The sequence below is a fragment of the Streptomyces tsukubensis genome, from assembly GCF_003932715.1.
Taxonomy (GTDB): domain Bacteria; phylum Actinomycetota; class Actinomycetes; order Streptomycetales; family Streptomycetaceae; genus Streptomyces; species Streptomyces tsukubensis.
The window spans coordinates 1,829,188-1,842,548 of record NZ_CP020700.1 but is presented as its reverse complement, the minus strand read 5'-3'; the positions used below and the strand labels follow the sequence as shown (position 1 = coordinate 1,842,548).

The 13,361-nt window shown below is 72.8% G+C and carries 16 protein-coding genes; 14 read left to right on the top strand and 2 right to left on the bottom strand.

Features of this window, described 5'->3' with window-relative positions:
- Positions 1–17: 17 nt before the first annotated feature.
- A complete protein-coding gene (locus B7R87_RS06745; RefSeq protein WP_100249246.1) occupies positions 18–1,559 on the bottom strand; it encodes an oxidoreductase in 1,542 nt (513 codons plus the stop codon).
- A gap of 252 nt (positions 1,560–1,811) precedes the next feature.
- Between B7R87_RS06745 and hisD the strand changes: the two genes are divergently transcribed.
- The 7 genes from hisD to hisF are packed head-to-tail and all read left to right on the top strand — an operon-like array spanning position 1,812 to position 7,133.
- Positions 1,812–3,134 (top strand): histidinol dehydrogenase, encoded by a 1,323-nt coding sequence (hisD, locus tag B7R87_RS06740; RefSeq protein WP_006349829.1) that lies wholly within the window; start codon positions 1,812–1,814, stop codon positions 3,132–3,134.
- Positions 3,131–4,270 (top strand): histidinol-phosphate transaminase, encoded by a 1,140-nt coding sequence (locus tag B7R87_RS06735; protein WP_006349830.1) that lies wholly within the window; start codon positions 3,131–3,133, stop codon positions 4,268–4,270. The genes hisD and B7R87_RS06735 overlap by 4 nt, the downstream gene beginning before the upstream one ends.
- Complete coding sequence (hisB, locus tag B7R87_RS06730; RefSeq protein ID WP_006349831.1) at positions 4,267–4,860, top strand: imidazoleglycerol-phosphate dehydratase HisB; 594 nt, start codon at positions 4,267–4,269, stop codon at positions 4,858–4,860. The genes B7R87_RS06735 and hisB overlap by 4 nt, the downstream gene beginning before the upstream one ends.
- Positions 4,857–5,021, top strand: a complete 165-nt coding sequence (locus B7R87_RS33060; protein ID WP_006349832.1) for a hypothetical protein — start codon at positions 4,857–4,859, stop codon at positions 5,019–5,021. Before hisB ends, B7R87_RS33060 begins: the two co-directional genes overlap by 4 nt.
- Positions 5,018–5,656 (top strand): imidazole glycerol phosphate synthase subunit HisH, encoded by a 639-nt coding sequence (gene hisH, locus B7R87_RS06725; protein ID WP_006349833.1) that lies wholly within the window; start codon positions 5,018–5,020, stop codon positions 5,654–5,656. Before B7R87_RS33060 ends, hisH begins: the two co-directional genes overlap by 4 nt.
- Entirely contained in the window at positions 5,653–6,381 is a 729-nt protein-coding gene (priA, locus tag B7R87_RS06720; protein WP_006349834.1) for a bifunctional 1-(5-phosphoribosyl)-5-((5-phosphoribosylamino)methylideneamino)imidazole-4-carboxamide isomerase/phosphoribosylanthranilate isomerase PriA, read from the top strand. Before hisH ends, priA begins: the two co-directional genes overlap by 4 nt.
- Positions 6,378–7,133: an imidazole glycerol phosphate synthase subunit HisF gene (gene hisF, locus B7R87_RS06715; RefSeq protein WP_006349835.1), complete on the top strand. Its 756-nt coding sequence runs from the start codon at positions 6,378–6,380 to the stop codon at positions 7,131–7,133. The genes priA and hisF overlap by 4 nt, the downstream gene beginning before the upstream one ends.
- An 83-nt stretch (positions 7,134–7,216) precedes the next feature.
- Here the strand turns inward: hisF and B7R87_RS06710 are convergent, their stop codons facing one another.
- The gene (locus tag B7R87_RS06710; protein ID WP_006349836.1) at positions 7,217–7,855 is read right to left on the bottom strand and encodes a TIGR03085 family metal-binding protein; all 639 of its coding nucleotides are present in this window, start codon (positions 7,853–7,855) and stop codon (positions 7,217–7,219) included.
- A gap of 131 nt (positions 7,856–7,986) precedes the next feature.
- On the opposite strand from B7R87_RS06710, the gene hisI reads away from it, so the two are divergent.
- From hisI to trpM, 7 genes are all read left to right on the top strand, one after another.
- On the top strand, positions 7,987–8,352 hold the full coding sequence (gene hisI / locus B7R87_RS06705; RefSeq protein WP_006349837.1) for a phosphoribosyl-AMP cyclohydrolase: 366 nt from the start codon (positions 7,987–7,989) through the stop codon (positions 8,350–8,352).
- Between the two features lie 17 nt (positions 8,353–8,369).
- The gene (locus B7R87_RS06700) at positions 8,370–9,905 is read left to right on the top strand and encodes an anthranilate synthase component I (protein ID WP_040916587.1); all 1,536 of its coding nucleotides are present in this window, start codon (positions 8,370–8,372) and stop codon (positions 9,903–9,905) included.
- 34 nt (positions 9,906–9,939) lie between these two features.
- Complete coding sequence (locus B7R87_RS06695) at positions 9,940–10,620, top strand: TIGR02234 family membrane protein (RefSeq protein ID WP_130584550.1); 681 nt, start codon at positions 9,940–9,942, stop codon at positions 10,618–10,620.
- Between the two features lie 235 nt (positions 10,621–10,855).
- Positions 10,856–11,134, top strand: a complete 279-nt coding sequence (locus tag B7R87_RS06690) for an HGxxPAAW family protein (RefSeq protein WP_130584549.1) — start codon at positions 10,856–10,858, stop codon at positions 11,132–11,134.
- A gap of 346 nt (positions 11,135–11,480) precedes the next feature.
- The gene (locus tag B7R87_RS06685; protein ID WP_130584548.1) at positions 11,481–12,083 is read left to right on the top strand and encodes a DUF2752 domain-containing protein; all 603 of its coding nucleotides are present in this window, start codon (positions 11,481–11,483) and stop codon (positions 12,081–12,083) included.
- Positions 12,084–12,199: 116 nt separating this feature from the next.
- Positions 12,200–13,009 carry an indole-3-glycerol phosphate synthase TrpC gene (gene trpC, locus B7R87_RS06680; RefSeq protein ID WP_006349840.1) on the top strand — a complete coding sequence of 270 codons (810 nt, stop codon included), beginning with the start codon at positions 12,200–12,202 and terminating at the stop codon, positions 13,007–13,009.
- Positions 13,010–13,016: 7 nt separating this feature from the next.
- Entirely contained in the window at positions 13,017–13,208 is a 192-nt protein-coding gene (gene trpM, locus B7R87_RS34380; RefSeq protein WP_130584547.1) for a tryptophan biosynthesis modulator TrpM, read from the top strand.
- The last annotated feature ends 153 nt before the right edge of the window (positions 13,209–13,361 follow it).

Below are 13,361 nucleotides of genomic sequence, written 5' to 3'. Positions count from 1 at the left end.
GCGCCGGAGGCGGGCCGTCAGCCGCGGCTCAGCAGCCGGGTGGCTCCCGCCGCGACCGTGGTGGCCAGAATCCAGCCCAGCAGGATCAGCCCCGCCGCCGTCCACTGCCAGTGGCCCTCCAGCTTCCAGTAGCCGTCCTGGCCCAGGTTAATCACCGGGACCAGCAGGTCCAGTGCGTACAGCGCCGGGTTGAAGTCCGGATGCTCGCCCGGTTTGAACGGCTTCGGCTCGGCCTGGGCGAAGGCCAGCGCGCTCGCGGCCCAGAGCACGGCCATCCACAGCGCCGCCCGCCCCGGCCGGTAGCCGTACGCCACGGTCAGATCCTGGATATGCCCCCACAGCTTTCCGGCCAGCGGAAGCGTCTCGCGCCGCCGCCGCTGCTTGGCGAGCAGTACCTCCCGGGCGTCCGCGTCCTCGCCGCTGTTGCGCAGGACCGTCGCCAGTCGCTCGTACGGCTCGGGCGAGTACTCCGGGGTCGCGGACTCCACCCACTCCAGCCGTCTGGCCAGCGGGAACGAGTCGATCGGCACCAGGTTCTCGTAGACGAAACCGCCCATCGCGAGACCGCCGGGGCCCGGCCAGCTCGCCGCCAGGTCGACCAGGGTGACGACCTTGGCGCCGTTGAGCACCACCCGGCCCTCCTCCGGCCGCTCCCCGTTGAACCGCAGCTCGGGGGTGACGATCCGGCGCAGCGACAGCTCCTCGCCGGTGTTCATCAGCAGCCGGGCGCGGTGCAGGTCGATCGCGTCACCGAACCGGCCGTCGTCGAGCCGGACCCCGCCGTGGCATTCGAAGGGCTGGAGGCGGGTGCCGCGCCGGGCACCGCTGTGGATCACCCCGTACGGAGGGGTGGCGCCCGGGTCGCCGGTTGCCGCGCTCACCCACGCCCCGGTCAGATAGAGCGTCCGCTCCACGGTGAGCTGCGGGGCGTTCAGCGCCCGGCGCTCGGCCGCCGCCCGCAGTCTGCTGCCGCGCAGACTCAGGGACACCCCGATCTTCGCACCGCGGAGACTGAACTCCCCGAAGGTCTGGATCAGCTCGGCCTGGAGGTCCTGGGCGACCGAGAGCCCGTCCGCGGTGATCGCCCGGCCCCGCCGGTCCGGCCGTACCTGAATCTGGTTGATCAGCAGATCCGTACCGATCTGGGCGTCGGTGAGCCTTATCCCGTGCTCGACCCGGCAGCGCGGCAGATGGAGATCGCCCTCGGTGCGCAGCCGGGCCGCCTCCAGCTTCGGCAGCAGGCAGGACACCATCCGCAGGGTGGTGACATGGGCCTCCGGCATCAGGATCTCGCTGTCGAAACGGCAGGAGTGCAGCTCCACATAGGGGCCGACCGTGCCGCCTGCCAGCTTCAGCGTGCCCGTGATCTGGACGCCGCGGAGTTTGAGCGCCGCGACCCGCCCGGGGTGCGGCGGCGGCCCGTCGAGCAGCAGCAGGGCAACGATGTCGGCCCGGACCTGTCGTTCGGGACCCCAGGGGTGGGGCGAGAAGGGATCGTTCCGCAGCGGATCGGGGTCGCTGAGATCGAAGGTGCTGCCGTTTCTGAAGGCGTTCCACATCCGTAGCTCGGCCGGACTCAGCCCGTCCGGTGGACCGTCGGCCGACGGCTCGCTCACTGCGCTTCCCCCGTTCCTCGACGGCGTCGCGCGACTCCCGTTAATCCGGGCGCGTAACGCCGTTATGCCCGCTGAGTGACGGGGTGAACGCTAGTGGTCAACGATCACCCGTGGGCCGCATTCCGTATCACGGGAGGTGTATCAGCCAGTGATACGGAACGCGACCCCGGTTCCGGGTCTGCGAGAATTGTCGGTGTGATCTCCCGAATCGACCTGCGCGGCGACGCCCTCCCCGAGGGTGCCGCCCTGCGCGATCTGCTGCCCCGTGCCGAGTTCGACGTGGAAGCCGCCCTGGAGAAGGTGCGGCCCATCTGCGAGGACGTACGCCATCGCGGCACCGCGGCGCTGATCGACTACGCCGAGCGGTTCGACGGTGTGGTGCTGGAGCGGATCCGGGTGCCCGCCGCCGCCCTCACGGCCGCGCTGGAGGCGCTCGACCCCGGGGTGCGGGCCGCCCTGGAGGAGTCCATCCGCCGGGCCAGGATCGTCCACCGCGCGCAGCGCCGTACGGACCACACCACGCAGGTCGTCCCCGGCGGCACGGTCACCGAGAAGTGGGTCCCCGTCGAGCGGGTCGGGCTGTACGCGCCCGGCGGACGCTCCGTCTACCCCTCCTCCGTGATCATGAACGTGGTTCCGGCGCAGGAGGCCGGGGTCCCGTCGATCGCGCTCGCCTCCCCGCCGCAGAAGGAGCACGGCGGGCTGCCGCACCCCACCATCCTCGCCGCCTGCGCCCTGCTCGGCGTCGACGAGGTGTACGCGGCGGGCGGCGCCCAGGCCGTCGCCATGTTCGCGTACGGCACCGGCGAATGCGCCCCCGCCAATATGGTCACCGGGCCCGGCAATATCTGGGTCGCCGCCGCCAAGCGCTACTTCACCGGCCGGATCGGCATCGACACCGAGGCCGGACCGACCGAGATCGCGGTCCTCGCCGACGACACGGCCGACCCGGTGCACGTCGCCGCCGATCTGATCAGCCAGGCCGAGCACGATCCGCTGGCCGCCGCCGTCCTGGTCACCGACTCCCTCCGCCTCGCGGACGCGGTCGAGAAGGAACTGGAGCCGCAGCTCGCCGCCACCCGGCACGTCGACGACCGGATCGTGCCCGCGCTCAGCGGCCGCCAGTCGGCGATCGTGCTGGTCGACGGGGTCGAGGAGGGGCTGAAGGTCGTCGACGCCTACGGCGCCGAGCACCTGGAGATCCAGACCGCCGACGCCGCCGCCGTCGCCGCCCGGGTCCGGAACGCGGGCGCGATCTTCGTCGGCCCCTGGTCGCCCGTCTCCCTCGGCGACTACGCGGCCGGATCCAACCACGTGCTGCCCACCGGCGGCTGCGCCTGCCACTCCTCCGGCCTGTCCGTGCAGTCCTTCCTGCGCGGCATCCACATCGTCGACTACACCCGCGACGCCCTCGCCGAGATCACCCACCACGTGGTCACCCTCGCCGAGGCCGAGGACCTGCCCGCCCACGGCGCCGCCCTGAAGGCCCGCTTCGACTGGAAGGTCCCGGGCCAGTGACCGGCCGCACCACCCCGCGCCCCGTGGCGATCGACGATCTGCCGATCCGCGACGAACTGCGCGGCAAGTCCCCGTACGGCGCGCCCCAGCTCGACGTCCCCGTCCAGCTCAACACCAACGAGAACCCGTACCCCCTGCCCGAACCGCTGGTCGAGCGGATCGCGGAGCGGGTCCGGGAGGCCGCCCGCGGGCTCAACCGCTACCCCGACCGGGACGCCGTCGAGCTGCGCACCGCGCTCGCCGCGTATCTGAGCCGTACCTCCGGACATCCGGTCACCACCGCACAGGTCTGGGCCGCCAACGGCTCCAACGAGGTCATCCAGCAGCTCCTCCAGACCTTCGGCGGCCCGGGGCGCCGCGCCATCGGCTTCGAGCCGTCGTACTCCATGCACGCCCTGATCTCCCGGGGCACCGGCACCGAGTGGATCTCCGGCCCCCGCAACGACGACTTCACCGTCGATCCGGCCGCGGCGGCCCGGGCGATCGCCGAGCACCGGCCCGACGTCGTCTTCATCACCTCCCCCAACAACCCCACCGGCACCGCCGTCGAAGCGGAGACCGTGCTGGCGCTGTACGAGGCGGCCCAGGCCGCCCGGCCGTCGCTGGTCGTCGTCGACGAGGCGTACGTCGAGTTCAGCCACCGCCCCAGCCTGCTGCCGCTGATCGAAGGCCGGCCGAACCTGGTCGTCTCCCGGACGATGTCCAAGGCCTTCGGCGCCGCCGGGCTGCGGCTCGGCTATCTCGCCGCCGATCCGGCCGTGGTCGACGCGGTCCAGCTGGTCCGGCTGCCGTACCACCTCTCCGCCGTCACCCAGGCCACCGCGCTCGCCGCCCTGGAGCACACCGATACCCTGCTCGGGTACGTGGAGCAGCTCAAGGCCGAGCGGGACCGCCTGGTCGCCGAGCTGCGGGCCATCGGCTACGAGGTCACCGACTCCGACGCGAACTTCGTCCAGTTCGGACGGTTCGACGGCGCGGGCGGTGCGCACGACGCCTGGCGGCGGATCCTCGACCGGGGCGTTCTCGTCCGTGACAACGGCGTCCCGGGATGGCTGCGGGTCACCGCGGGCACCCCCGCCGAGAACGACGCGTTCCTCGACGCCGTACGTGAGTTGAAGAAGGAGCAGAGCACATGAGCCGCGTTGGGCGGGTCGAACGGACCACCAAGGAGACCGCCGTCGTCGTCGAGATCGACCTCGACGGCACCGGGAAGACCGATGTGTCGACCGGGGTCGGCTTCTACGACCACATGCTCGATCAGCTCGGGCGGCACGGGCTCTTCGACCTGACGGTCAAGACCGACGGTGATCTGCACATCGACACCCACCACACCATCGAGGACACCGCCCTCGCGCTCGGCGCCGCCTTCAAGCAGGCCCTCGGCGACAAGGTGGGCATCTACCGCTTCGGGAACTGCACCGTCCCCCTCGACGAATCCCTCGCGCAGGTCACCGTCGACCTCTCCGGCCGCCCCTATCTGGTGCACACCGAGCCGGAGAACATGGCGCCGATGATCGGCACCTACGACACCACGATGACCCGGCACATCCTGGAGTCCTTCGTCGCCCAGGCGCAGATCGCGCTGCACGTCCACGTCCCGTACGGGCGCAATGCCCACCACATCGTCGAGTGCCAGTTCAAGGCGCTCGCCCGGGCCCTGCGGTACGCCAGCGAGCGCGACACCCGCGCCGCCGGAATCCTCCCCTCCACGAAGGGCGCGCTGTGAACAGCCTCTCCACCATCCTGATCGTGGTCGGGCTCTTCCTCCTCGGCGGCGTGTACTCCTTCGTCAAGCAGGAGCAGCCCAAGGGCGTGGTCGTGCTGCTGTCCATCGGCGCCGCCATGGCGATCGGCGCGGGCGTGCTCCGGCTGGACGTGTGGTCATGAGCCGTAAATCGGTCGTCGTCTTCGACTACGGCTTCGGCAACGTCCGCTCCGCCGAACGGGCCCTCGCCCGGGTCGGCGCCGATGTGGAGATAACCCGCGACTTCGACCGCGCCATGAACGCCGACGGGCTCCTGGTCCCCGGCGTCGGTGCCTTCTCCGCCTGTATGGAGGGGCTGCGCGCGGCCCGCGGCGACTGGATCGTCGGCCGCCGCCTCTCCGGCGGCCGGCCGGTCATGGGCATCTGCGTGGGCATGCAGATCCTCTTCGCCCGCGGCATCGAACACGGGGTGGAGACGGAGGGCCTCGACGAATGGCCCGGCACGGTCGGCCCGCTGAAGGCGCCCGTCGTCCCCCACATGGGCTGGAACACGGTCGACGCGCCCGACGACAGCACCCTGTTCGCCGGGGTCGGCCCCGACGAACGCTTCTACTTCGTGCACTCCTACGCCGCGCACGACTGGGAGCTGGAGATCACCAACGCCGCGATCCGCGCCCCGCACGTCACCTGGGCCACGCACGGCGAACGCTTCGTCGCGGCGGTCGAGAACAGCGCCCTGTGGGCGACCCAGTTCCACCCCGAGAAGTCCGGCGACGCCGGTGCCCGGCTACTGACCAACTGGATCGGAACACTGTGACCACGCTCGAACTCCTTCCTGCCGTCGACGTCCGCGACGGACAGGCCGTCCGTCTCGTGCACGGCGAGTCCGGTAGCGAGACCTCCTACGGCTCCCCGCTGGAGGCCGCCCTCACCTGGCAGCGCTCCGGAGCCGAGTGGCTCCACCTGGTCGACCTCGACGCCGCCTTCGGCACGGGCGACAACCGCGCCGTGATCGCGGAGGTCACGGGCGCGATGGACATCAAGGTCGAGCTGTCCGGCGGGATCCGCGACGACGCGTCGCTGGTCGCCGCGCTCGCCACCGGTTGCACCCGGGTCAATCTGGGCACCGCCGCCCTGGAGACCCCCGAATGGGTCGCCAAGGTCATCGCCGAGTACGGCGACCGGATCGCCGTCGGTCTCGACGTCCGCGGCACCACCCTGCGCGGCCGCGGCTGGACCCGCGACGGCGGCGACCTCTACGAGACGCTCGCCCGCCTCGACTCCGAGGGCTGCGCCCGCTACGTCGTCACCGACATCGCCAAGGACGGCACCCTCCAGGGCCCCAATCTGGAGCTCCTGAAGAACGTCTGCGCCGCCACCGACAAGCCCGTCGTCGCCTCCGGAGGCGTCTCCTCCCTCGACGATCTGCGGGCCATCGCCGGGCTCGTCCCCGAGGGCGTGGAGGGCGCGATCGTCGGCAAGGCGCTGTACGCCAAGGCGTTCACCCTGGAGGACGCCCTCGCGGCGGTGGCCTCGGCATGACCCTCGCCGTACGCGTCATCCCCTGCCTCGACGTCGACAACGGGCGGGTCGTCAAGGGCGTCAACTTCCAGAACCTGCGGGACGCGGGCGACCCCGTCGAGATGGCCAGGCTGTACGACGCCGAGGGCGCCGACGAGCTGACCTTCCTCGACATCACCGCCTCCTCCGGGAACCGCGAGACCACCTACGACGTGGTGCGCCGCACTGCCGAGCAGGTGTTCATCCCGCTCACCGTCGGCGGCGGAGTCCGCTCCGCCGACGATGTCGACAAACTGCTGCGGGCCGGTGCCGACAAGGTGGGCGTCAACACCGCGGCCATCGACCGGCCCGAGCTGATCCGCGAGATCGCGGAGCGCTTCGGCCGCCAGGTGCTGGTGCTCTCCGTCGACGCCCGCCGCACCCCGGCCGGCTCCTTCGAGGTCACCACCCACGGCGGCCGCCGCGGCACCGGTATCGACGCCGTGGAATGGGCCCACCGGGCCGCCGAGCTGGGCGCGGGCGAGATCCTGCTGAACTCCATGGACGCCGACGGCACCAAGGACGGCTACGACACCGAGATGATCGCGGCCGTACGCAAGCACGTCACCGTCCCGGTGATCGCCAGCGGCGGCGCGGGGCGGCTCGCGGACTTCCCGCCCGCCGTCGAAGCGGGCGCGGACGCGGTGCTCGCCGCCTCCGTGTTCCACTTCGGCGATCTGCGGATCTCGCAGGTCAAGGACGCACTGCGGGAAGCGGGCCACCCGGTCCGCTGACCCGGCTCCCACGGCTCCCGAGCTGCTGTACGGCTCCGACGGCTCCGGCCGCCGGAGCCGTCCGCGTCTCCACCGGAGACGACCTACCCCGGGAGGCCGATCCGCGAGGAGCGGACCTTCTCCACCGCTTCCGGCTCGCCCTCCAGATCCACCTGCGCCGCGTTCTGACGGCCCAGCGCGAACATCGTCAGCTCGCCGGGCCCGCCGGTCACGGTCACCACGGGCGCGCCCCGGTGGGCGACCACCGTTCGGCCGTCGGGGCGCCGCAGCACCAGCCCGGCCGGGGATCTGCGGCCCAGCACCCGGGCCGCCCGCTCCAGCCGGGCCCACAGCGCGTCCTCGAAGACACGGTCCAGCGGCCGGGGCGTCCATTCGGGCTGGGCCCGGCGCACGTCCTCCGCATGGACGTAGAACTCCACGGTGTTCGCGGCCTCGTCCACCAGCTTCACATTCATCGGGGAGAGCCGGGGCGGTCCGGTCCTGATCAGCTGAATCAGCTCTTCGTACGGTTTCGCCGCGAACTCGGCCTGGACCCGCTCCAGCCGCCCCTTCAGCGGACCGAGCAGAATGCCCCCCGCGGCGTCCGGGCGGCGCTCCCGGACCACCACATGGGCCGCGAGATCACGGGCCCGCCAGCCCTCGCAGAGCGTCGGGGCGTCCGGGCCGACGCTTTCGAGGAGGTCGGCGAGAAGAAGTCGTTCACGCTTGGCATGGGTCGACATGTCCGCCAGCGTACGGCGGGTGCGGCGACGGCGACCAGTGGAGACCCGGCTCCTGTGGACAAGGGCGCGGAACGGGTCCGGCCTGTGGACAACCGGCCCGGGACGGCCCGCGGGCACGGCACAATGGCCCTATGACCAGCAGTGGCACCACAGGCCCCCTCGACCCCGCCGTCGCCGCCCGTCTCAAGCGGACCGCCGACGGTCTGGTCCCCGCCGTCGCCCAGCAGTACGACACCGGAGAGGTGCTCATGCTCGGCTGGATGGACGACGAGGCGCTCCACCGCACCCTCACCACCGGCCGCGCCACCTACTGGTCCCGAAGCCGCCGGGAGTACTGGGTCAAGGGCGACACCTCCGGCCATGTCCAGCACGTCAAGTCCGTCGCCCTCGACTGCGACGGAGACACCCTGCTCGTCAAGGTCGACCAGATCGGCGCCGCCTGCCACACCGGCGACCGCACCTGCTTCGACGCCGACGTCCTCCCCCTCGGCAAGTAGGGTCCGGCGCCATGACCATGGACCTCAGCACCTTCCGCGCGCTCGCCGCCGACCGGCGCGTCATCCCCGTGACCCGCCGGCTCCTCGCCGACGGCGACACCCCCGTCGCGCTCTACCGCAAGCTCGCCGCCGAACGCCCGGGCACCTTCCTCCTCGAATCCGCGGAGAACGGCCGTTCGTGGTCGCGGTACTCGTTCGTCGGCGTCCGCAGCACCGGAACCCTCACCGAACGCGACGGCCAGGCGCATTGGATCGGCACCCCGCCCGTCGGCGTCCCCGCACACGGCGACCCGCTCGCCGCCCTCCGGGCCACCGTGGAAACCCTCCACACCCCGCCGCACGACCTCGGCACCGGACTGCCGCCCTTCACCGGCGGCATGGTGGGCTACCTCGGCTACGACATCGTGCGCCGGCTGGAGAAGATCGGCCCCGGCGAGCGCGACGACCTCAGGCTCCCCGAGCTGACCATGCTGCTCACCTCCGATCTCGCGGTCCTCGACCACTGGGACGGCACGGTCCTGCTGATCGCCAACGCCATCAACCACAACGACCTCGACACCGGTGTCGACGAGGCCTACGCGGACGCCGTCGCCCGCCTCGACGCCATGCAGCACGACCTCGCCCGGCCCCTGGCCTCCGCACCGGTCGCCCTGCCCGCCTCGGAGCTGCCCCCGTTCACCGCCCTGTGGGGCGGCCCCGACTACCAGAAGGCCGTCGACGACATCAAGGAGCGCATCCGGGCCGGCGAGGCCTTCCAGGTGGTGCCCTCCCAGCGGTTCGAGACCCCGTGCACCGCGAGCGCCCTCGACGTCTACCGGGTCCTGCGGGCCACCAACCCCAGCCCGTACATGTACCTCTTCCGCTTCCCCGCCGCCGACGGCGCGGAAGCCTTCGACGTCGTCGGCTCCAGCCCCGAGGCCCTCGTCAAAATCGAGGACGGCCACGCGATGCTCCACCCCATCGCCGGGACCCGGCCCCGCGGGGCGACCCCCCAGGAGGACCACGACCTCGCCGAGGAACTGCTCGCCGACCCCAAGGAGCGCGCCGAGCACCTGATGCTGGTCGACCTCGGCCGCAACGACCTGGGGCGGGTCTGCGAGCCCGGCTCCGTCGAGGTCGTCGACTTCATGTCCGTCGAGCGGTATTCGCACGTCATGCACATCGTCTCCACCGTCACCGGCAAGGTCGCCCCGGGCCGGACCGCGTTCGACGTGCTCACCGCCTGCTTCCCCGCCGGAACGCTCTCCGGGGCGCCCAAACCGCGGGCCATGCAGATCATCGACGAACTGGAACCCTCCCGCCGCGGTCTCTACGGCGGCTGCGTCGGCTATCTCGACTTCGCCGGCGACTCCGACACCGCGATCGCCATCCGTACCGCGCTGCTGCGCGACGGCACCGCGTTCGTGCAGGCCGGAGCGGGAGTCGTGGCCGATTCGGACCCGGTCGCCGAGGACACGGAATGCCGTAACAAGGCCGCCGCGGTCCTCCGCGCCGTCCATACCGCCAACCGCATGACGGCCCCGGCCGCCCCGACTGCCCCGGCCGCTCCGTAGGGCGGCTGCGGGGCCCGCGGGGGCGTAAGGGATAGTGGGGTATGTGAGCGCTGTTCCCGTACCCCAGCCCCGCGCCCGGTCCGGTGCCGCGGCGAGGGCCGCCGGTGCCGCCACGGGCCGCCGTACCCTCGCCGCCGCCCTGCTGCTCGGCGCCTCCGGAGCCACCGTCGCCCTGCTCGCCTCCGGCCGTACCTGGGCCGAGGGCACCACGGCCACCCCCGGCGGCACCCTGTCGCTGAGCGCCGAGGGCGGTGACATCACCGGAGTGCCCAGCGCCCTCGCCGTCGTCGGCCTCGCCGCGCTCGTCGCGGTCTTCGCAGTCCGCAGCAAGGGCCGCACCGTCGTCGCCGCACTGCTGGCCCTCAGCGGCGCGGGCGCCGCCGTCGCCGCGTTCCTCGGGGCCTCCGACCGCGACGCCCTCGACGACAAGGCCGCCGAGACCACCGGCGACACCGCCGCGACGATCGGCTCCCTGAGCCACACCCCCTGGCCGTACGTCACCGCCGCCGCCGGACTGCTGATCCTCGCCGCCGGTCTCCTCGCCCTGCGGTACGGACGGCTCTGGCCCAGCATGTCGGGCCGTTACGAGCGCGACGGCACGCCCCGCTCCCGTACCGCACCCGTGGTCGACCCCGACCGGCCCGAGGACCTCTGGAAGGCCCTGGACCGCGGCGAAGACCCCACGGACGGCGACCCCGCACCCCCCGGCCGGTAACCACCGCCGCCCGTGACGGGACCTATGGCCCTGGCGCAACCACCGTCTCGCACGGTCCGCAGGCACCGTGCCCCGGAGCGTGATGTCAGACGGGTCACCCTGCCGCCGGGGCGCCGGGGGAGTACGGGACAATGGAGTACGAGCACCCGGCTCACCACCCCCTGAGCGCGTCGGACCGCCGCCGCGTTCGCAGCATTCCGCGCGCTCAGCGCGCTCAGCAACCGAGGAGCATTTCATGTCGGGCAGCGCCCACGGACACGGCCACACCCCCGCCGCCTGGACCGGTGTCAGCATCGCCTTCATTGGCTTCTGCGTCTCCGGAGTCTTCCTGGTCGCGGCCAACCCGCTCGGCTTCTGGGGCGGTATCGCGATCACCCTCATCGGCGGTGTCGTCGGCATGGGGATGAAGGCTGCGGGCCTCGGTGCCGCGAAGGAGACCGCGGAGCGCAAGCACGCCCGTGAGCAGGCCGGGCGGATCGCGGCCGAGCGCGTGGCGGCCCAGGGCGGCGTCTGACGCCCTGCCCCCACGGGCAACCGGCCGCGGCAGCGGCCCCACGACACGAGACGCAGACCGGCGCGGCCGGGCTGCGCCTTCGCGTATGACCGGAGAGAATCGCACGGTGGACGCCACGACATCCCCCTCCGCGCCGGGCCTCCCCGCGGGGGAGCGCAGCACACCGGCCCCGCCCGCGGGACCTGCTGGCCCTGTTCCGTCGGCGCCTGAGGCCCCCGCCGCCGCCGGAACGTCCGGCGGTTCGGCGGACGGAACCCGGACGGCCGGTCGGTACGGCCCCGAGGCAGGTTCCCCGCCTCCGGAGCCCGCAGGACCCGCCCGGGCGGCGGAGGGGCACCCCACGGGGATGCCCGGACGGGTCGCTCCCGCGGCGCACGGGTCCGCGGCGCACGGGTCCGGGGCGCACGAAACCGGGACGGCCGGGACCGGAGCCGGAGCCGTACCCCCGCCGCCGGGAAGCAGCACGGCCGCCCGGTGGGCCCTCCCCCCGGGCGATCCCGCAGCCGCCGGGGCACATGCACCCAGGCCGCCGCAGGCGCTCTGGCGGCGGCTGGCCGCGCCTGCGGGGGCGATCGCCGCCGTGGCCGCCGCCTTCGCCTATGTCGCGACCGTCGACCCCAACGAGCCCGGCCACTATCCGGCCTGCCCGCTCCTGCGCTACACGGGGATCTACTGCCCCGGCTGCGGCGGGCTCCGCAGCGCCCACGCCTTCGTCCACGGCGACCTCGGCACCGCACTGGGCGCCAACGCCGTCGCCGTCGCCGGCTACGGGGTCTTCTTCGTGCTCTGGGCCCTGTGGACGGTTCGTGCGGCGCGCGCACCCGCCACCGGGCCCGCAGCGTCCTGGCGGATCTCCGTACCGCCCGTCCTCTGGTGGCTGACCGGCGCATCCGTGCTGGTCTTCAGCGTGGTGCGGAATCTGCCCCTGGGCTCGGCGCTGGCGCCCTGACGGTCCCACCCCGTGGGACAGCCGTCCACCGGATGCGGGGTGCGGGCCGTGCTGCGGATACCATCGACATGAATGATCCCTGACCATCATCACCGTCCCGGAAGGGGGCCGCTCGCGTGAGTGTGCTCGACGAGATCATCGACGGCGTCCGCGCCGACCTCGCAGAGCGGCAGGCGCGGGTCTCCCTCGACGAGCTGAAGGAGCGGGCCGCCAAGGCCCCCGCGGCCAAGGACGGCATCGCCGCACTGCGCGGCGAGGGCGTCCGGGTGATCTGCGAGGTCAAGCGCTCCAGCCCGTCCAAGGGTGCCCTGGCCGCGATCGCCGACCCCGCCGGACTCGCCGCGGACTACGAGGCCGGCGGCGCCGCCGTGATCTCCGTCCTCACCGAGCAGCGGCGCTTCGGCGGCTCCCTGGCCGATCTGGAGGCCGTCCGCGCCCGGGTCGACATCCCCGTTCTGCGCAAGGACTTCATCGTCACGGCCTACCAGCTGTGGGAGGCCCGGGCGTACGGCGCCGATCTGGCGCTGCTCATCGTGGCCGCGCTGGAGCAGGAGGCGCTGGTCTCCCTCATCGAGCGCGCCGAGTCGATCGGGCTGACCCCGCTGGTCGAGGTCCACGACGAGGACGAGGCCGAGCGCGCCCTCGATGCCGGTGCCAAGGTCATCGGCGTGAACGCCCGCAATCTGAAGACGCTGGAGGTGGACCGCTCCACCTTCGAGCGGGTCGCCCCGGAGATCCCGGCGCATATCGTCAAGATCGCCGAGTCCGGTATCCGCGGTCCGCACGATCTGATCGCCTACGCCAACGCGGGCGCCGACGCCGTCCTCGTCGGCGAGTCCCTGGTCACCGGCCGTGACCCGAAGACCGCCGTCGCCGATCTGGTCGCCGCGGGCGCCCACCCGGCCCTGCGCCACGGGCGGAGCTGACCCCGTCGTGCCCGCCGCCGTCCGACACCCGAGCCCGGTCCCCGGGGACGCGTACGCCCGCCTTGCGCGCGGCTGCCGTCCCCGCGGCTGCCGTGCTCCGGCGCGGCGGGTGCACGGCCGGCGCGTGCGCTATGTGATCGGTTCGGAGCCGGGCCAGGTCAACGGCATGCGATGGCGCGGCCGCCGCGCGCGCCGCTGAGCGTCTCCGCGCGGTACCGCCGCCTCCACGGGTGACCGGCCGGTCCGGACCCGTACGCAGCCGTACCCGCTGATACCCGGCCCGGACCGCCGTACCGCCGGATGAACCGGCGGCCATCCGTCCGGTTCGTCCGCCGAGCGCGCGCACCCACTC